The sequence below is a fragment of the Pseudoalteromonas sp. ESRF-bin5 genome (assembly GCF_002632075.1).
Lineage (GTDB): Bacteria > Pseudomonadota > Gammaproteobacteria > Enterobacterales > Alteromonadaceae > Pseudoalteromonas > Pseudoalteromonas marina.
This window is the reverse complement of sequence record NZ_NTLW01000180.1, coordinates 1-20,071: the sequence shown is the minus strand read 5'-3', so window position 1 is coordinate 20,071 and position 20,071 is coordinate 1. Positions and strand designations below refer to the sequence as shown.

Genomic DNA, 20,071 nt, shown 5'->3' with positions numbered 1-20,071 from the left:
ATAAAGGCGCATTAAAGTGCGCCTTTATTTATATTTTTACTTTTTTATTGATGGCCAAACAAAGTCAGTTGTATCTGGAGCCTTGTTTGTTGTTTTACGAGGTGCGCTTTTTGGTTTGCGAAGTGGTTTGTTATTTATTGTATGAATATATAACGCTTCAACTTTGTCTCTGGCCCAAGGGGTTTTGCGTAAAAATTTTAAGCTAGATTTTATGCTTGGTGCATCCGTAAAACATTTAATTTTTACTTGTTCGCCCAGCGTTTTCCAGCCAAGTCTCTGCTCTAACTCGACCAATATTTGTTCTAGTGTGATCCCATGTAGTGGGTTTTTAGGTTGATTATCCATAGCCATACTGCTTATTTAAACTATGCATATTGTAGCTTAAATACAATAAGCAGGCTATTTCACTGTAATCTTTTTAGGTCGATTTGGGTAAATAACTTTCCCTTGCTCATTGAGCTTAAGCCACATTAATGCGCTATTGGTTTGGTTGGGGTTTTTGGCACCGCACAGTAAATTGAACGTATCAACGCTAATTAATGCGCCTTCACTATAGCGTTTGTCGTCGTACCAACACATTGTTTGGTGCTGATTTAACTGACTTGCGTTCACAAAAGTGCGGCTGTTATGCGGCTCGGCATTACAAAATAACGAGAGTGATAAGCTTAAAAAACAGGCGGATAGAATTATTAATTGGCGCATAATATTCTCCTACAATTGACTTTAAAAATAGTACGTAATACTAAAAAACATGCTAGTGTAATATTACACACTAAAAAATAAACAGAACAATAAAAGGTACACACACATGAAATTTAATCAGCTGATGATAGATGAATTCACATTACTTGCAAAGTTTCCGCTTGATAGCAAAATGCAGGGTATCAAATTACATTCTGACGCAGAAACAAGCTTGATAGAAGCAGCACAACGATTATTCGATAAAGGCGTTATAGATAGCCCAGATGGCGGTTACTTAACGGATTTGGGTTTAGATTTAATTGAACACGTTACGATTATTCATAGCGCGCTCAAAAGTTAAGCTCAACAGTATTTAGGTCGCATCGGGTTGATTTTGCGGTGCGGCATCATTAAACGCAGCTAATTTATTACATCGTTCATAAATAGCTGCAATTTTTGGATATCGACTCATATCCACGTTAAAACGAATAGCATTAAATACCTGAGGTACTAAGCAAACATCAGCAAGGCTTGGATTGTTCCCAATACAGTAATCTTCGTCTCCAAGTAGTATTTCTATTTTATCAAAGCCTACTTCAACCCAATGTTTGTACCAGGTGTTTTTAGCATCATCGTCTACTTTTAATTCATTCGATAAATACTTAAGTACTCGCAAATTATTCACTGGGTGAATATCACACGCTATTGCAAAACTTAAATTTCTTATTTGGGCTTTTTGCCAAGCAGAGCCGCTAATTAATGGTGACTGTGGGTATGTTTCATCAAGCCATTCTAAAATAGCTAATGATTGACCAAGTACACCTTCATCTGTTTCAAGGGCTGGTAAAAGCCCTTGTGGGTTTAGTGTTAGGTAACCTTCCTCAAGCTGCTCTGATTTTAAAAGATTTACAATTGCCAACTCATGGTCAATTTTTTTTAGGTTTAACGCAATACGCACTCGGTATGCAGCTGATGATCGAAAATAACTGTAAAGCTTCATAATTAATCCTTGTTGGCTGAATAGTGTTTTTTAATTGTTCGCCAACAATCTGTGTAATTTGGTTGACGTTCTTTACCTTCTAATGCGTATTTAGTCGGTGAAATGACATAACGGGATTCAAACATAAACGCTAAGGTATTTTCGTATTTTTGTGGAACAAGTTCCGCATTAGATGCTTTTTCAAATACATCCGCTTCAGGTCCATGCGGAGACATACAGTTATGTAAACTTGCCCCACCTGGCACAAAGCCATGCTCTTTTGCATCATATACACCTTCAATTAACCCCATAAATTCACTCATGATATTACGATGATAGTAGGGCGGACGAAAAGTGTTTTCAGCAACCATCCAACGCGGTGGAAAAATAACAAAATCAACATTAGCCATTCCTTCAGTAGCTGATGGCGAGGTTAAAACGGTAAATATAGAAGGATCAGGATGGTCAAAGCTTACTGTGTTCATTACATTAAATCGCGATAAATCGTATTTATAAGGCGCGCTATTACCTGTCCATGCAACAACATCGAAAGGGGAATGCTTAATCTCACAGCTGAATAAGTTGCCATTAAATTTTGACACCAGTTCAAAATCACCTTCTTTATCTTCAAAAGCTGCAACTGGGTATTGAAAGTCACGGTCGTTGGCATAGCCGTTTGCACCAACAGGGCCTCGCTCTGCAAGCTCTAAAGCATGACCATAGTTTTCGCAGATATAACCACGGGCCGTTGATTGTATTAAATCAACAGAAAACTTCATCCCTCGGGGTATGACTGCAACTTCACCTGGTTTTACACAGAGCTTACCGCATTCTGTATGCAGGAGTAGCTCGCCTTGTTGGGGTACAAATAGCATTTCACCGTCAGCGTTGTAAAAGTAGCGATCGACCATAGACTTGTTAGCAACATAAACATGAATACCGATGCCAGATTGCCCATTAGCACTGCCGTTAGCAGCCATTGTTATGAGTCCATCTAGAAAATCAGTTGGCTTTGTAGGAATTTCCACGGGGTTCCAGCGAAGCATAGTCGGAGGTGTTACGGCTTCAGTTATAGGTGCAGTTCGAATCAAGCCGTTATCAACAGCGGTGTAATCACCTTGCACTACCGAAGGGCGTAAGCGGTACAGCCATGTTCTGCGGTTAGCTGCTCTAGGCGCAGTAAATGCTGTAGAGCTAAATTGTTCAGTGTAAAGATCGTACTTAACCTTTTGAGGAGTAAATTGCCCTATAGGCAAGGCACCGGGTAGCGCTTCGGTTTCAAACTCATTACCAAAACCGGTCATGTACTTTAACTGTTCTGCCATTACTGACTCCTGTGAGAGAAGGCTAGTTTTATGTTTTATTTATTTAAGTTAAGATACTCTCAAGTGAGAGTAATTTCAAATTGCTCTATGAATGTGTATGTAAATATAAATGAACAGCCAGTAAACCTATTTAACGGGATAACAATGAAACTGGATTTAGACACCTTTTTAGCATATCAGCTAATTAATGTAGCAGGTTTGGTAAGTAATGACCTTGCTAAGGTATACCAGACCAAATTTGACTTAACGATACCTCAATGGCGAATTTTGGCGAATTTAGCGCAATTTGGTCAAAGTAATGCTAAAAATTTATGTACACAGGCAAATATGGATAAATCGACTGTGTCGCGTGCAATAAAAATATTAGTAGAAAAAAAGTTGCTAATAACTCAAATTAATTCAGAGGATAAGCGCGCAGCCATGCTTTCATTGAGTGAAGCTGGAAAGGAGATGTATAAAAAAATAGTACCCGAGGCGTTAAAGTGGGAAAAAGAACTATTGGCTTCGTTAAATACGTATGAACAAGGTTTATTAGTAAGTGTACTTAATAAGCTAAAAAATAAATTACAGGCATAAAAAAGCCCATCAAATGATGGGCTTTTATAATTTTAACTAATCTAACAATTTAGATTAGAAAGTGTAACGTACACCTAATTTTATTTTGTATGTTGAATCTTCAGCTTCAAAAGTAAAATCATCATTTATAGGGTTACCAATGATGTACTTACCAGTAGCTTCATCAATATCTAGTTCAATAACACTTCTAGAGTTGTTATCCTGACGGTAAACTTTACCTTTTGATGAGTCGATAAGATTTAATAAATTATCAACAACAAAGTAAAATTCGCCACGGTGGTCATCAGCGAAACCAGGTATTTCTTGAGAAACGTATAAATCCATGGTCGTTACCCAAGGTGTTTTGCCCTGACTTCTTTCAGCGAACCCACCAGCAGAACCTGATAGACCAAGCTCTTCAAAATGAGCTAAAACATCAGCTTCACTAACCCCGTCAGCATAGATTACATTAGGATCGTTAGCTGTAGGTACGTATGCTAAGTAGTTGCCACCAAATGTTGAACCAAAACCAGAAGGTTGGATTAGATCTTGGTTAAAGAAGCGTCCACCAGTTAGATTCTCTAAACTAGATAGTTGGCTGTAAGCAGAACCAGAATTGCGCTCAATGAATAAATTGAATTTAGTTTTATAATTTTCAATGAATTCAGCAGTGTAACCTAGATTAACAACAAATCTGTGTTCAGTTTCGTATGGTGAAACACCAACTTGAGTTTGCTGATGGTCTCCGAAATGACCAAAACGATAATTACTGCGTGCTGTTGATGAGCTACCTGGATTTCCGTCGGTTATATCCTGATTTGTATATGATGCATCAAACTTAAAGCCATTCTCCCAAGACTTTGAAATACCTGTACTAAGAATAATAGAACGTCCATTATCATCAGCGTTTGTAAGCATTATTTCTAGTTCACGCGTGTCATAAAACGGTAGGGCACCATCAATTGTTGAACCTACAACATCACCATCTTGTAATAGTGCAGCATTTATCCACTCAGCAGTATTTTCTTTCTTGGTGTAAATAGCAGTTGTAGTCCAAGCGAAACCTTCTCCAATGTATGGAATATCTAAATTTACATCACTATTTAGCATGAAAGTCCATTGTGAAGGAATTTCAAAATTGGGATCAATAAAGTTTGATGTAGAACCACGTGTACCTGAATTTACAGCATCTATTGCTTCAGGTATTGGAGTGTTTAAGGCTGTAGAAGGGATAGATATGGGATCTCTTGGTGCAAAAGATTGCTTGCTAATACCATCATTTGAGTATGAATTAGATATCCATACATTTGGGTTACCACCGGCATAACGACCAGCACTACCTCGAAGAGTAACATCGTCATTTAAGGTATAAGTAAATCCCACACGAGGTAAAAGTATGTCTACGCCGTCTAGATTATTAGTATTACTAAAACCAGTTCGAGTCTCTAGCCCTTCGTTATAATTAGGCTCGTCATCAGATCCTAAGCGTTCATAACGCAAGCCGGCAGATAAGATTAAGTCGTCGCTATAATCCCATGTATCATTAATGTAAAAGGCAATATCTTTACGAGAAAACTTTGCTATTACAGCTGAAGGGTTGTTACCACTGCCATTTTCATATTTGTATCTTGAAGCGATTTGGTTTTCAAAATCTTCTAAGCTAGCAAATGCAATAACACCTTTAGAAGCAGGTAAAAATTGGTTTTCAATATCTAAAACGTCGTATTTAACACCAAATTCAATTGTGTGTTCATCTAGTAAATATGTACCATCAAACTGAACACTAAAAAGGTCATTCGCTAATGAGTTAGAATGGCGAAATTCATCTGAACCAAAAGCAATTGAACCATCTTCTCCATCACCATCAACGTCTAAGTTTTGAACTGTGATATCACCTAAATTAGAGTCGCTACCTAAAGATATTGCACCAGTGCTAACTGATTTTTTAGTTACGCTAATTTGTGTTGAAAATTCGTCAGTCCAATCAGAATATAAAGTTGAGCTATAGTTATCAAGTTTTTGCAGGTTGTTGTACCAGTGGCTGCTTAATCTTAGTTCTCTATTACTACTCGTCATATTACGAGTACTGTTACCTTCGCTGTGCATGTAAACAAAGTTAGCACGGTGAAAATCATTAATGTTTAAGTCAATTTTAGCAATGTATTTTTCATCGTTTAATTGAGGTTGAACGTCTGATTCACCGATGTCACTTACGCCGTATACATTATTTGCAATTGCTCTAACTGCTTCTAAATCAGCAGTAGTTACAGTTGTTTTGTTAGTACCAACACTAGAACCGCCAACACCATATTCAAGTTGCTGTGGAGATTCAAACTTTTCATAGGCACCAAAGAAGAATAATTTATCTTTGATGATAGGTGCACCAAAAGATGCTCCGTAGTTCTTCTCTTCAAAATCAAGCTCAAGGTCATTACCGCTTGAATCTTTTGGGGTGCCAGCCCAATCGCTACTTAATTTTTCATAAAACACACTACCATGTAACTCGTTAGTACCCGACTTAAATACTGCGTCCACATTACCGCCAGTAAAGCCGCTTGACTTAGCGTTAATTGGAGCAACAGAGACTGACACCTGATCTAAAGCGTCTAGAGGGAAAGGATTACGTTGTGTAGGGTAACCGTTTCCGTTTAGGCCAAAGTCGTCATTAAGTGGTATACCGTCAATTGTGATTGAGTTAGTTCGAGGATTTGAACCAGCTATCGTCATTGAACTTTCGCTACCTGGCTGGATTACAACCAAAGGATTATTTCTTACAATATCTTTAATGTCACGACCGATACTAGGAGTAGTTGTTATTGCCTCTTGGCCGAAGTACGAATCATTTGCTGATGAGTTAAATATTACAGGCGATCCAGTTACAACAATAGACTCCATAGCAGTACTGGAAAGCTGTTGATCTATTTGTCTTGTTTCGCCTAAAGAAAGGTAGACATCTTCGATTTGGACATCACGATACACATCAGAATCGATTGTTATTTTGTAAGGGCCACCAACACGAAGGCCTGTTGCATTGTAAGTACCAGTGTCATTAGTTGTAACAACTCTGCGTGTGCCTGTAGGTTCGTGAACAAGTATAAGTTTAGTATTCGCTGCTGGATTACCATTCGGGCCAAAAATTTGACCTTTTACCGACGAGGTTGTGTCACTAGCGAATGCAGCGCCACTAACACCAACACATGCTGCGATAGCAAGTGATAGGGCCGTTTTGCGTATTTGAGTTTTCATTTAATTTTCCCGTGTAGTTAATAATTAAATTTTTATATTTTTATTTTTTGGTTTTCAAAAAATAAACTAAATGCAGGTTTATATTTTAAAAACCATCGCTATTGTACCCCAATTGTTTGTTACAAATAAAATACAACTGCAATGTTTTTTTAATAAATAGTACAAATTTTGACTATTTTTTACCTTTTTTTGAGTAATCACTCTATTAGCGAACTCATACTACCGATGTTTTATGACAAACTTGTGAAATGTAAAACAAGCTTTTACAAAAAATCCCCGTGTGTAGGTTTTATGTGTCAAAAATTACATAGATACTTTTTTTAACGCTGTTTCTAGCTCTTTAGCTGAAGGGTCAAACAGTGCGTTTAACAAACCAGCCAATCGAACACCTGCTTGTAGCAGACGTGTTTTTACGATAGGTGTATTTTTATAAACATAGCTGTAGCCAACTTCTTCATTTGTAGATTTATAAAGTGCATTTGCTAAATTATGAGATTCTTCAATCCAAGTAGTTGGTGTACTTTCTAAATATTCTGCAATTAGTTCACTGTTATTAGTATTTATAAACTGCGCGTACTCAGTAAATGATAAGTTTTCGTTTTCAACTAATTTAGTATCCCACAAGCTGTGTAAGTTTGTATCTTGACCAAAAAACGACACTTTAATACGGTTTCCGCCTCTATCTTCGCTTCTTCCTGCATGGAAGGGTTGATGGCTATCACCAACCAAGTGAACTAAAAAACGTAAACTAAATTGCTTTGCATCTAGGCTGCTGTTTTTATCTTTGAGTGTTTTTATAGAATAGTGGATGCCTTCAAGAATATTGCTAACCGACTCTTTGTTGTTTGTATGGTCGTGATTGATTTTGAAGGACTTGTTAGGTGAGGCGTTAATGTAGTGCCAACGAGAAGATTGCTTTTGCCAAAATTTCCCCGGGTTTGAGCGCATCTCGTCAGGCCAAGTTGAAACCTGTGCAAGTGATTCACCCGCTAAGAATGGTTTAATAGCTGACTTTGTGGTGTCTGTTATATGAGATTCAGCAATTTTACCTACAACCCGGTGACCGTTTTGGCCCCAAGCAAGTGAATCGCTACTTGTAAAAATGGCACCTATTAAAAGCGCTGACGTTATCGAATATTTTACATTGATACGCATTAAGGTTCCCTAATTAATTTGGACTGGTGTTGCTGCGTTGTAATAAGGTCAATTGTCCTTACTTTTGTTGAAATTAGGAAGGACTCAATAAAATTCATAATTTCTTATTCATATTCATTATAAATCAGTGCCTTAGTATCTATAGGTAAAATTACTTGTTGTAATAAGTAATTAAAATTGTTCAAATGAATAAGTAATGTATTTTAGGATGTCTTTAGCTTGAATATTAAAAATACGGTATTGCAAAAAACTTCAATTGTTACATTTTTGTTTATAGTAATAGTTTTTGCTTGGGTGTGTGGTCAATTAATTGTAAATGACGATGAACTCGCTTTTCCTGTACTTATTGAAACATCAACAACATGTCGTACAACAGCGACCGCAAACGATAATGAGCTTATTGTATTTACACCCTCTAAAAATATTGCAGTGCAACTTACTCAGAAGTTGTGTGATGATAATGTCGTTGCTAAACAGTACGGAGTAGTTGTAGGGTATTGGGGGTATAAAACATCAGACAGTTTAGAGTTTGTAGGTAAAGGGATTGCAGACCTTATACTCGCAAAAAACAACATTATGGCGGCTTTTAAAGCTGAATCTACCTATGATTATATGCCCGTTGTTGGTTTTTCTGATTACACTGCATTTTTTATATCTTCAAAAGAAAAGCCAATTATTTCAAAGTCTTATTTTTTAGACAAAAAAATAGGACTGCTTGATTACCCAACAAGTCGCTCTGGCCATATTCTTCCAAAACAGGTCTTTAAAGATCTCGATATAAATATTGCAAATTTAAATATTTTGTACGCAAGTTCTCATAATGAACTACGAGATTTATTAGCCAACGGTAAAGTAGATATTATTGCGTCGTTTTGGAAAGAAAACGATAAAGACCGTTTCTCGAAAAACTATATCACCCCATTAAGCAATAACATAACAGGCACACGTTGGTACTTGAAAATGCAACAAAACAACACAGATTTGTTATGTGCTGTACAAGAACACCTAATGGCTATGTCTAAAGACCAAGAACTTCATTATTATCAAAATGTTTCGCCCTTTTGGCAATGTGAGAATAATACAGCTGTTTTTAAGGTAGGTGAAAATAATGAGTAGGCTTAAATTTTCTGCAGTGTCTTCGTGTGTTTTTTTAATGCTTTCTTTAGTGTTTTATATATCTATGATTAATAAAACAGAGCGTGTTAGCGAGCAGCAAAAGGTCCAAATTGAAAAACAAATTGCACTAGATTTACCATTACTCGATTTGCCAAATGAACTGTATAAGCATGCAGGTAATAAAGATGCTTTAGTTGGCTATATTGACTCACTAAATAGTTATCTAAGAATGAGTAACTTGCGTGTCATCGATATTAGTACAGGCGAGATTGCTCACAGCGATTTAAAGGCAAAGCAATTTATCAGTAGCTTAGCGACGAGTGAAGGCCCTGTGAATATTATTTTTAGTGTAGATGAGCATTACTTGACACCTAGTAATAAAATCTTTTTTTTGTTTTTTTTACTTATCAGTCTCTTTGTTGCTGTGTGGTTAAAAGTGGTAGACAGTAAGAAAAACAATGTAAGCTTAAACAAGAGTATTAACTCTGCTGCATCAATGCCAATGCCTTTGGCGGTCATAATTGATTTACGCAATAAAACACTTTCACATAGTTATAATAAAGAGCACAGCGTTCAATTAGCTAATAAACCATTGTGTTTTTACCTAGCCCTTGTTGAATATTGTTCAGCTAATAGTGATGTCATTTTAAATCATAATAAAAATGTACCCGATGAGCTTATTGAACTTGCCAACAAGTATTTTTCCCGATTAACAGAGCTAGGGCATACGATAAGGAAGCGACCAAACTTCAATAATAGCCTTGAAAAAACGTTGAGTGAAATAAGGGCTTCGCTTGACGACGTTTTGAATGAATATCCTGAAGAAAAAGAAATTTATTACCCTCCAAAAGCATATGGAGAAGGCTCTCGCTCTCGTCTGCACAGCTACGGGCTCATAAATATTGCAAAGGGAAATATTGAAATAATAGGGAAGTAATATCACCTCCCTATTATCAACTGTGTTTATTTAGGAGCAAACTCAGCCGCTTTTATTGGACTATGTTGCGATATAAATGTTTTAAGTGCTTGGGCGTCAGTTTCGTCAGTGCTAACAAAACCCTCTAGCGTATTTATAGTTGGGTAACCATCACCGCCCGATGCGTTATAGCTATTTAAACTCATGCGGTATGTTTTACTTTTATCGAACGGTTTACCGTCAATAAATACGTTTATAAGCTTACCATTTTTGCGTTCAAACGAAAGCTTGTGATATTGCAAGTAAGCACCAGCGTCTGCCGGGAAGCTTGTTACTGTATTTAAGTAGTCCCATAGTTCAGCACCTTGCCAATCCATATACGTTATACGGTTTTTAAAAGGGTGAACTTTTAATATGTCTTTATAGCTTATTTCACCAGCATCTATTGAGCTGCGAATACCACCGCCACTGATCAACCCAAAATCTGCACCTACTACATTCATTTGTGCTTGGATGATAACGCGAGCAAGGTTTGTTTGTTGATAGCGTACTTTGTTTCTATCACCTTCTAATCTTGCATCAACAGAGCCAATAGTCCCCTCAATTTGTTTAGCACCAATCGCTTGGTATTTAGCTAAAAACGCTTTTAATGACGGGTCTGGCTTAATATATTCGTTCGCAAGTACCTCTTTTAATGTGCCGTCAGCTTGTGTTTTTTCTACATATAAATTAACTGGCATTAATTTATAATCAAGTAGGCTCAATTCACCATTTTCTAATTTGAACTCAGCCTTACCAACGTACTTTCCCCACTCGTGGGCTTGCATTATCCACGTGCCATTTTGCTGATCAGGATTACAAGCTAAGCCAGGTTTAAAACTATCATCGTTTACATTTTCTGATGCCATACACACAGGCTCTTGTGAGTGGCCACCTATGATCATATCAAGCGTATTAGCAGGCAATGAGCGAGCAAGTGTTACATCGCCCGGTGCGTTTATGCCATGTTTAGCATCAATAAAATGACCCATGTGAGTAACAGCAATAGTAATGTCTGGGTTGTATTTTGCTTTTATCTCTTTAGCTAGGTTGGCTGTTACAGGAACAGGGTCTTTAAATTCTAAGTGGCCAATGTACTGAGGGTTTCCTATTTTTGCTGTATCGGTTGTAGTTAAACCAATCACAGCAATAGTTAAGCCATTTTTTTCAAATATTTTATAGGCGTCAAAAGCGTTCTTACCTGACGACTTTTCCACTATATTAGCCGATAAGAGAGGGAAATTAGCCCAGTTTTGTTGCTTGGCTAAAACACTAAGTGGGTTATCAAATTCATGATTACCTAATGCCATTGCATCGTAGCCGAGTAAAGACATCCCTTTAAAGTCAGGCTCTGCATGCTGTAAATCAGATTCTGGTATACCTGTATTTATGTCGCCACCTGATAGCAGTAAAACGGCATGACCTTTTATTTTCGCTTCACTACGTAATTGATCCAGTAGTGTTTTGCGAGCAGCCATACCGTATTCGCCTTTTTCGTTATGCCAAAAGCGACCATGATTATCGTTAGTATGAAGAACGGTTAAGTATTGTGTAGAAGATGTTTTTTCATTAGTTGTGGCAGATGTGCATCCCAGTACACCCAAAATGATCGAAAAAATAAAAATTATGCGCATAAAATACCTGTGTATTAAGTTGTACTTAATGTTGTAGGTGGCTAGTTTAAACTAGTTTGAAATATAAAAAAGGCAGATATTTATATTTTTGGCTAATTACGACTCGTAGCCGCATTTTCCCTGCGTTTGAGTTCTTGGCTAGCGTAATGTGACTTTTCGTGTTTTGTAGCAACCATCCAATTTAAAAAGCTTGCTGGGAGTTTGGTGTATGCTTCGCCTTTGTGTAGGCCAAAGTCGCAAATTGTGTGTGGTGTGTGTGTCATGTGTATCCGTTATCTCTGTTATTTAATAATTAGCAATGAGCAAAGTTAAACATTTACTCGGTTTACATATTCATAGAAAATATAAATCAATATTGTGTAATTGAAATGTTACCAGAACGGTCTAATTTGTATCAACTATCTTAATGCTATCGATTTTCTTAGTGTGTAGCATTAACCTAAACAAAACTTATTTTTAAATAACTATAATAATAGGAACTAACATGAAAAAACGTTTACTGTGTTCATTGCTCGCTTCATTAAGCTTTGCTAGCCATGCAACCATAGTCGAAATGCAAACTAGCCAAGGCACAATTGAGATTAATTTATTTGACCAGCAAACACCAAAAACCGTAGAAAACTTTTTAAGTTATGTGCAAGATGACTCATACAATGAAACAGTTATTCATCGTTCAATAGACAATTTTGTAATTCAAGGCGGTGGTTTTACATTTTCAGACACACTTGACCCAATAACAACTAAACCTGCTGTTATCAATGAACCTGTATTTTCTAATGTTAAAGGTACTATTGCCATGGCTAAGTTAGGGGGCAACCCTAATAGTGCTACTAGCCAGTGGTTTTTTAATATGGCTAATAATAGTGGGGGAGGTGCGGCACTTGATACGCAAAATGGTGGGTTTACAGTGTTTGGACAAATCACAGCAGAAAGTCAGGAAACGCTTGATAAAATTGCGGCCCTTGTTCATTGCGGTGAAACACCAGTAGTCGATATAACAACAGAGCAATGTGCGAGCAGTGATGTGTCTATTAGTAGTGCTAATTTAGTAACAATCCAAAGCGTTACAGTATTAGATGACGATCCTAATTCGGCAGCCGGATTGACCGTTGTTGAAAATACACTGATTGACGCGGATAACTCTGGTAGCTCAGATGGTAGCTCGGGTGGAGCACTAATATGGTTACTGAGTGCTTTTTTACTAGCTGTTCCACGCCTTAAAAAGAAGAAGTAACCTCATTCAGAGCAATATAAACAGCGCAGCTATTATATAGCTGCGCCCTATATTAAATAAATAGCCGCCAAATCATCGCAAGCCACATCGCAAATACAGACACGCAGCCAATTAAAAACACGTTAAATCGAGCTCTTACGTTATTTGATCCTAAATGAATAATGCTATGTAATATGCGTGTTATTACAAATACGCAGGCCAAAATTGCAACCACAACGCTTGCACTGTTTAATTGCAAAGCTAACAAGCAACCGGCGTAAAATAAAACGGGTATTTCAAACTGGTTAGTAAAGTTTCTATCCGCAACCCTTACATGGTCACCTGCGTTATCTAATCGCATCGTTGCAAAGTCGTTTAAGTTTAACTGTTTATTTTTAGCTGCTGCAAAGCGTCTTCTCCCCATAATAATCATTACAGCCAAAGACAGGGTGACTTGCACAAACATGGCAAGTATTATTATTTTTTCCATTGTAGTTCCTTGTTATTGTTTTAGTCAGTATGCAGACATTTTTCACAATGTGTTACACAAAAAAGCGTTAACTGCTAGAAAGTATTCAGTACAAAGTGTTAGTTTATATTATCAAACCTGCTTTTGAATTAGCATAACCTTTTTTGCATCATGCTTTTAATGGAAATAAAATGAAAAAAATTATTTGTCTCAGTGCCATCGCACTCGCTGTTCTCAGCGGTTGCTCGAATACATCTTCATCAGTAGCAACCTCGCCACAAGCCTCGTTACTATCAGACACTTTAGTGGTTAGCCCAAATGATAATAGAGAATATAAAACACTAAAGCTTGCTAACGAAATTGAGGTTATTTTAGTGTCTGATCCAAGCGCAGAAAAATCTGCTGCTTCACTAAGTGTGGGGGTGGGTTTACTACATGATCCTATGTCTCAGCAGGGTATGGCGCATTACTTAGAGCATATGCTATTTTTAGGCACAGAACGTTACCCTGATACAAAAGGGTATTCAGATTTCATGACCAAAAATGGCGGAGCGCACAACGCCTACACGTGGCTCGAAATTACAAACTACATGTTCAAAATAAACAACGATGCGTTTGACGAAGGACTCGACCGTTTTTCTGACTTTTTTAAAGCCCCCAAGTTATATCCAGAATACACAGAAAAAGAAAAAAACGCAGTGAATGCTGAGTGGTCTATGCGCCGCGAACTGGACTTCTTTGGCCAATTTAAATTAGCGCGTAAAATGATGGGCGAGCATCCAGCTAATCGCTTTTTAATTGGTAACCTAGAAACACTAGGCGATAAAGAAGGTAGTTCGCTTCATCAAGAAACCGTTGATTTTTACAATAAATATTATTCTTCAAATATTATGAAAGTCGCACTTATTTCTAATTTGCCAATAGCCGATATGGAACAAAAAGCGCAAAAATACTTCACTGACATTAAAAATAAAAACATTGAAAAGCCAAGTGTTACTGCTAATTTAGATTTTGATAAAGCGGGCGGTAAACGCGTATTTTACTCGCCAAATGAAGATGTAAAACAGTTAAAACTTGATTTTACAATTACCAACAACAGTGATGAGTTTGCTGTTAAACCTAACCGTTTTGTTTCATATTTATTAAGCAATGAAATGCCGGGTAGCCCAGCACAAATACTAAGAGATAAGGGCTGGGTTTCGCAGCTAGGGGCATCAGCCTCTCCTACACAATATGCAAACTATGGTGCCTTAACGGTCGATATTGAGCTTACTGATTTAGGTATGCAAAACCGCGAAGCAATTGTTGCACTGGTTATGCAATACATTGATTTAATAAAAAAAGAAGGGGTTAATAGCAAGTACTTTAACGAAATACGTACCTCGCTTAATAACCAATTTACATTTTTAGAAAAGGGCGACGAGTTTAACTATGTAAGTGCTCTTACGGGTAGCATGCAGGTTTACCCGCTTAATCACACGATTAACGCACCTTACCACTATGCAAAATTTGATGCCGACGCTGTTAACAATGTGCTAAACCAGCTTAATGCAGATTCGCTACGTATTTGGTACATTTCACAACAAGAAGAAACAGACTCTCAATTATACTTTTACGACGGCAAATACCGCATAAATGACATTAGTGATGATGAAATAGCAAGCTGGAATAAGCCAAGTGAGTTTAAATTAGCGCTTCCTAGTGTGAACAACTTATTACCTGAAAGTTTTGCAATTAAAACGGCTGAATTTAAAGAGCAAAAACACCCAGAGCTTGTTTTCGATAAGCAGGGTGTAAAAGTATGGCGTCAAGCAAGTCAAAAATTTGCTGAGCAACCTAAAGGGCTCGTTGAGGTTTATATAAATACACAACCGGGTCTGAGCGACATAAGTGCTGAAGTGCTTTACTCTGTTTGGGCAGATTTATACAACATTCAGCAAAGCCAATTAAGCACTGAAGCTGCTGTAGCGGGTATGGGCGTTAGACTAGCACCAAGTAATGGGCTTGTATTATCACTTAATGGGTTCACTGATAAGCAAGATGTATTGCTTAAACAGGCTTTGAGTGGATTAAACGTTAAGGCTACTTCGCAAGCGTTCGAGCAAGCTATTGACCGTTACACGCGTGACTTATTGAATCAACAAAAGCAATTTCCTTATGCTCAAGCCTTTGGTGCTTACTCTAAGCTAACTCGTACGGGTAGCTTTGATACCGATGAATTAATCAAAACTGCAAAATCATTACGTGTTGCTGACTTAACAAAGTTACAACAAGCTACATTTTCTAATAATGATTTGCGTGTATTTAGCTACGGTAATTATAACCAGCAAGATATAGAATCAATAGCAGGCGAGCTCATAGCTGTTTTACCTAAAAATCATACGGTGAGCGAGTTTGCTCGTAGTAAAGCGTGGTTGCCGCAACCGGGTGAAACGTTAGTATTACAAAAGGATATAGATGTAGCCGATGTTGCCGTGGTTGATATGACCGTTCACCCAATACCGGGTTACAAACAAAAGGCTCAGGCTGCTGTATTACGCGATCACTTTAGAACAATCGCATTTGACAAAATGCGAACAGAAGAACAACTCGCTTATGCAGTAGGTGCTATTGCAAGCTCAATCGAAGATTATTCTGCTGTTGGTTTGTTCATACAAACCCCTGTAAAAGGGCCTAAAGAAGTACAAGCTCGCTTCGACCAGTTCAAAAAAGAGTACGCGGTTGAGCTTGATAACATGACAGAAGACACATTTTTACAGCTTAAAAATGCGACTTTGGTGTCACTTAAAGAGCAACCTAAAAACTTAAATGATGAAATGGGTCCTTTAATTAATGATTGGTACCGAGAAAACTTTAGTTTTGACTCAAAACAAAAGTTGATCAATGAAGTAGAAAAAGTAACGCTTGCAGATATAAAACAGTACTACAAGCAAACTATGCTAAACCCACAAGCAGCGCGTTTAAATGTGCAGCTGCGCGGTACTAAGTTTATTGAAAGTGACTTTGCTGATTTACCAAATCAAACAAAAATCACTACACTTGACGCTTATTACAATGGCATTAAGTTACAAAAATAAGATTGATAAATAAGTCAAAAAATAAAACCCCAATGTACTGATACATTGGGGTTTTTTATTTATTTCAATATCTACAAAGTACTTATCTCATGCTTTAAAACTCATAACAGCCAGCGATGCTGCTATTAATGTGTAAGGTAATTGCATAACTCCAAAGTTCATTAAGTTACAACGAGAACGTAGTGCTGTAAGCATGGTGAAGTCTGAATAAAAAAACGCGTTGCTGCAAATGGTGATACAGATAATAACAATGTTTATTAGTGTCTATTATTAAAGTTAGATTTTAACAGGGTAGGCAAGGCGGTTATTAGTGATGATAAAACCGCCATTGATATATATGGTTATTAAAGTCGTGCTTGTTCTATTGCTTTGGCTACATCTAAGTTTATGTTTAGCCACGTTTGCTCAAGCGTGGCTACTAAACCGTCGTAGCCGTCGTCTTTTATGGGCACTAGGCGTGAGAAGTTATGCACACTAATCAAGCGGCGGCCGGTTTCTGGGTGAGTATAATATAAGCGCCATAGTCCAGAGATATCAGCATTGCCTTGCATATCACCATTAAAGTGGTGAATTTCGTACTCAAGCTCATAAAATGTTTGCTGATCAAGCTCGGTTATTACAGGTAGCCCTTTAATAACCATCCAAGAGGGCATATTTTTAAATAAAGTTTGTTGGGCAGTGGCAGTAAGCATAACGTCAGGAGACTCGCCCCATAAATGATAATTTGCAGCGTGGATTTGATTATTATCAATTTTCATCGCTATGCCTAAGTTGTTTAATGCGCCTCTTAAAACAACTGTTTGTACTCTCAACTGTGAGTTGGTTTCACTAACATTTCGTGATGATGAATCAATAGGCTGTTCAAATTGGTAATACTGAGTCGCATTTTGTATTGCTGAGCTACAGCCCGACAATACTAAAAGCAAACTTGTTATGATTAATAGGGTTTTCATTATTGCCTCCTTGGTATTGGATCTGCGGGCAGTGATTTGTCAAAAATTAGCATGTTTGGTTGTTCATTTAAGCCGCGTGTCAAAGGTTGTATTTCTTCACTTAAGCGCTTAAATTCACGCAGTGTTTGTTGTAATTGATGATGAAATTCAGATCCAGCCTGATAACTCGCCATTGTTTTATCAAATTGTCGCATGGTCACTTCAAATTGCTCCATGCTTTTGGTCATTTTTGCAAAGTTACGATTTATATCACCGGGTAAATTTTGAGTATCTTTTTCATTTAATAGTGTGCGCATTTCATTTGCAAGAGATTGGTAGTCGGCAAAGGCAACTTGTATTTGGGCTAAGCTTTCTTCAACTTTTAAATTATTAACTTTGTTTAATACATCAGAAACCTGGTCGGCAAGTACGGTAATTCCGCTCGATATACTAGGAAAAACGGTATACTGGCCCAGTTTTTCAAACTCCGCTTCTGGGGCATCGGGGTACATATCAAAATCAACATAAACTGCACCAGTTAAAAGATTTCCGGGCTTTAAAGAGGCGCGCATGCCAATTTCTATCCAGCCTTTTAAGCTTTCTTTCCAAAAGTCTTTAGCTGTTGCGCTGTGGTGATAAATACGCCCGTACTCTATTTTTATAAGAACAGGTACTGACGTGTTTGCACTTTTAAAGTGAGCAGGTTTACCATTAACAATTATGTTTGCAGGCGCTTCAACTACTGTACCAATGCGAATACCACGATATTCAACAGGGGCACCGGGTTTGAGGCCTCTAATTGATTGTTCAAAATCTATTATGTAATAGTCAAAGTCGTAAAAGCGTTCTTCTAGTGCTTCTTTATAGCTTTGGCTAAGTGAGAAATTGTGGCCATCGTTAGCTATTTCCCCCGGTGTTTGGTTATCGGGTAAGCCAACTGAAATTCCGCCTTTTAAAAGCTTACTTAAAGAGCCTGTATTAATATTTATGCCATCAGCAGATAAATCAATTTCTATACCAGCGTTGACCCAAAAAATCGAGTTGTTGGTAATTAAGTTTTGGTAAGGCGCTTTTATAAATATACCGTACTTCATTGCTTGGTTTTCCCAATCAAATGTGGCGGTTTCTATTTGGCCAATTTTATAATTCTTAAAAAATATTCCGGTACTAACATCAAGTACTTCTGCGTTATAACTAAGTAGTTTAAAGCGACCACCTTGCACGTCTTTGCCTATTAATGCAGGTTCTTCTTGCAGGGTGAAATTTTCTTTCAGTGTATTGCTTTCGCCCGGTGCAAATTCTAAATATACCCCAGAGAGTAAAGTACTCATTCCACTTATGCCGGTTTCATCTATACGTGGTTTTACCACCCATATTTTTGCGTCGTCGGTAAGTAAGTCTTCATAGCTTTTATCTATTTGAGCCCGTGCAATCACACTGTCTTGGGAGTCGGATAAACGAACGCTGTCTATTTGCCCTATTTTTACACTGCGCACTTTTATTTCTGTTTTACCCGCAATAATGCCCTCGGCTTGCGGCATCTCAATATATATAGTTGGGCCTTTATTTGCTTGATATTGATAAAGCATCCACACGCCGACAAAAAGCGCTATGGCTGGAATAATCCAGATAGCAGAGATTCTTGGTTCATCTGTTACTTGGGCAGTTTCGGTCATGTTTTAGTCTCTGATGATTTATTTTTAGGTGAATCCCATAAAAGGCGTGGATCAAATGAATGAGCAGCCATCATTTGGCATATTACCATAACGGTAAAAAATGCAATGCCTAAGCCTGGTGTAACTGACATTAAATTACCTAGCTGTACTAAAGCCACTAAAATGGCGACAACAAAAACGTCAATCATTGACCATTTACCAATAAACTCAGTGAGTTGGTAAATTCTAGTGTAACTTTTTGTATGCCTGTTTGCAGGTTTTGTTACCATAATACACAAAAAGCTTAGTACAAATGCTTTGGCTAAAGGAACAACAACACTCGCAAAAAAAATGATACCTGCAATGGGGTAAGAACCACTTTTCCAAAGTAAAATAACCCCACCAATAAGTGTGGACGGGGTTTCATCACCCAAGCTTGTTGTATTCATGATAGGCAATACGTTGGCTGGTATATAGCAAACAATAGATGTGATGAGCCAAGCAGTTGCTTTTTGAACGCTATGAGGATTACGTACATGTGTTTTGGTGTGGCATCGCTGGCAGATCTTACCTGTACAAAGCTGATGACACACATGACAGGCTTTAATATTTTCATCAATAGCACGTTTAGCGTGCTCGGCACCTTCTAACACTTTTATTGGTTTTATTTGAGCCCATAACCTTGGACGATTTAAGTGTACTAAAGCGGCAATGTATAAAATAACAAAGCCAGCATAAGCCCAAAAACTTGCCCCAAAGCTTATATCAGCCAAAGACATAATTTTAACCATGCTGACTAAAACACCAATTAAAAATATCTCAGACATAATCCATGGCTCAAGTGCCAAAGTAAACTTAAGCAACCTACGCGCAATGCCTTGTGGCAATGTTTTTAAAACACCTAAATGAAGGGGTATTAAAATAATTAATAAACTCATTGGTAAGGCAATAATGCTTAAATCAATAAAAAGGCCTAACAATTCACTATCGTAATTGAATAATATTCGGGCTGCGTCGGGGAGGGTGATAGTTTGGGTTATACCATTACTACTAAAGGATAAAAAAGGATAAAACATACT

18 protein-coding genes are annotated in these 20,071 nt (G+C 37.6%); 6 read left to right on the top strand and 12 right to left on the bottom strand.

The features are described from left to right. Nucleotides 1-36 precede the first annotated feature (36 nt). Nucleotides 37-345, bottom strand: a complete 309-nt coding sequence (locus BCG07_RS10860) for a VF530 family protein (RefSeq protein ID WP_008126252.1) — start codon at nucleotides 343-345, stop codon at nucleotides 37-39. 54 nt (nucleotides 346-399) lie between these two features. Then, entirely contained in the window at nucleotides 400-702 is a 303-nt protein-coding gene (locus BCG07_RS10855; RefSeq protein ID WP_286890114.1) for a DUF1496 domain-containing protein, read from the bottom strand. 106 nt (nucleotides 703-808) lie between these two features. On the opposite strand from BCG07_RS10855, the gene BCG07_RS10850 reads away from it, so the two are divergent. Continuing rightward, nucleotides 809-1,042, top strand: a complete 234-nt coding sequence (locus BCG07_RS10850) for a TIGR02647 family protein (protein ID WP_286890112.1) — start codon at nucleotides 809-811, stop codon at nucleotides 1,040-1,042. A gap of 12 nt (nucleotides 1,043-1,054) precedes the next feature. On the opposite strand, the gene maiA is transcribed toward BCG07_RS10850, so the two are convergent. Continuing rightward, nucleotides 1,055-1,681 (bottom strand): maleylacetoacetate isomerase, encoded by a 627-nt coding sequence (gene maiA / locus BCG07_RS10845; protein WP_286890111.1) that lies wholly within the window; start codon nucleotides 1,679-1,681, stop codon nucleotides 1,055-1,057. Nucleotides 1,682-1,683: 2 nt separating this feature from the next. Next, complete coding sequence (gene hmgA, locus BCG07_RS10840; RefSeq protein ID WP_286890109.1) at nucleotides 1,684-2,985, bottom strand: homogentisate 1,2-dioxygenase; 1,302 nt, start codon at nucleotides 2,983-2,985, stop codon at nucleotides 1,684-1,686. 144 nt (nucleotides 2,986-3,129) lie between these two features. On the opposite strand from hmgA, the gene BCG07_RS10835 reads away from it, so the two are divergent. Further along, nucleotides 3,130-3,561, top strand: a complete 432-nt coding sequence (locus tag BCG07_RS10835; RefSeq protein ID WP_286890107.1) for a MarR family winged helix-turn-helix transcriptional regulator — start codon at nucleotides 3,130-3,132, stop codon at nucleotides 3,559-3,561. A gap of 54 nt (nucleotides 3,562-3,615) precedes the next feature. Here BCG07_RS10835 and BCG07_RS10830 read toward each other — a convergent pair whose 3' ends face one another. Both BCG07_RS10830 and BCG07_RS10825 read right to left on the bottom strand, forming a co-directional pair. Next, a complete protein-coding gene (locus BCG07_RS10830) occupies nucleotides 3,616-6,786 on the bottom strand; it encodes a TonB-dependent receptor (RefSeq protein ID WP_286890105.1) in 3,171 nt (1,056 codons plus the stop codon). A gap of 303 nt (nucleotides 6,787-7,089) precedes the next feature. Next, nucleotides 7,090-7,941, bottom strand: coding sequence for a S1/P1 nuclease (locus BCG07_RS10825; RefSeq protein WP_286890103.1), 852 nt, complete (start codon nucleotides 7,939-7,941; stop codon nucleotides 7,090-7,092). Between the two features lie 219 nt (nucleotides 7,942-8,160). Here BCG07_RS10825 and BCG07_RS10820 point away from each other — a divergent pair, with 219 nt between their 5' ends. Together BCG07_RS10820 and BCG07_RS10815 are read left to right on the top strand one after the other, a co-directional pair. Further along, on the top strand, nucleotides 8,161-9,057 hold the full coding sequence (locus tag BCG07_RS10820; protein WP_286890101.1) for a type 2 periplasmic-binding domain-containing protein: 897 nt from the start codon (nucleotides 8,161-8,163) through the stop codon (nucleotides 9,055-9,057). Next, on the top strand, nucleotides 9,050-9,994 hold the full coding sequence (locus BCG07_RS10815) for a hypothetical protein (RefSeq protein ID WP_286890099.1): 945 nt from the start codon (nucleotides 9,050-9,052) through the stop codon (nucleotides 9,992-9,994). The genes BCG07_RS10820 and BCG07_RS10815 overlap by 8 nt, the downstream gene beginning before the upstream one ends. 26 nt (nucleotides 9,995-10,020) lie before the next feature. Here the strand turns inward: BCG07_RS10815 and ushA are convergent, their stop codons facing one another. Continuing rightward, nucleotides 10,021-11,646, bottom strand: a complete 1,626-nt coding sequence (ushA, locus tag BCG07_RS10810; RefSeq protein WP_286890097.1) for a bifunctional UDP-sugar hydrolase/5'-nucleotidase UshA — start codon at nucleotides 11,644-11,646, stop codon at nucleotides 10,021-10,023. 92 nt (nucleotides 11,647-11,738) lie between these two features. Next, entirely contained in the window at nucleotides 11,739-11,909 is a 171-nt protein-coding gene (locus tag BCG07_RS10805) for a hypothetical protein (protein WP_006791686.1), read from the bottom strand. 221 nt (nucleotides 11,910-12,130) lie between these two features. Here BCG07_RS10805 and BCG07_RS10800 point away from each other — a divergent pair, with 221 nt between their 5' ends. Next, the gene (locus tag BCG07_RS10800) at nucleotides 12,131-12,880 is read left to right on the top strand and encodes a peptidylprolyl isomerase (RefSeq protein WP_286890095.1); all 750 of its coding nucleotides are present in this window, start codon (nucleotides 12,131-12,133) and stop codon (nucleotides 12,878-12,880) included. A gap of 52 nt (nucleotides 12,881-12,932) precedes the next feature. On the opposite strand, the gene BCG07_RS10795 is transcribed toward BCG07_RS10800, so the two are convergent. Beyond that, nucleotides 12,933-13,349: an MAPEG family protein gene (locus tag BCG07_RS10795; RefSeq protein WP_006791688.1), complete on the bottom strand. Its 417-nt coding sequence runs from the start codon at nucleotides 13,347-13,349 to the stop codon at nucleotides 12,933-12,935. A 170-nt stretch (nucleotides 13,350-13,519) separates the two neighbouring features. On the opposite strand from BCG07_RS10795, the gene BCG07_RS10790 reads away from it, so the two are divergent. Next, entirely contained in the window at nucleotides 13,520-16,405 is a 2,886-nt protein-coding gene (locus BCG07_RS10790) for an insulinase family protein (RefSeq protein ID WP_286890092.1), read from the top strand. Between the two features lie 344 nt (nucleotides 16,406-16,749). Here BCG07_RS10790 and BCG07_RS10785 read toward each other — a convergent pair whose 3' ends face one another. The 3 genes from BCG07_RS10785 to BCG07_RS10775 form a co-directional block, all read right to left on the bottom strand. Continuing rightward, nucleotides 16,750-17,358, bottom strand: a complete 609-nt coding sequence (locus tag BCG07_RS10785) for a PqiC family protein (protein ID WP_286890090.1) — start codon at nucleotides 17,356-17,358, stop codon at nucleotides 16,750-16,752. Further along, the gene (pqiB, locus tag BCG07_RS10780) at nucleotides 17,358-19,013 is read right to left on the bottom strand and encodes an intermembrane transport protein PqiB (RefSeq protein ID WP_286890088.1); all 1,656 of its coding nucleotides are present in this window, start codon (nucleotides 19,011-19,013) and stop codon (nucleotides 17,358-17,360) included. The genes BCG07_RS10785 and pqiB overlap by 1 nt, the downstream gene beginning before the upstream one ends. Further along, nucleotides 19,010-20,071 (bottom strand): paraquat-inducible protein A (locus BCG07_RS10775; protein WP_286890087.1); only part of this gene is annotated, 1,062 nt, incomplete at its 5' end. The genes pqiB and BCG07_RS10775, both read right to left, overlap by 4 nt.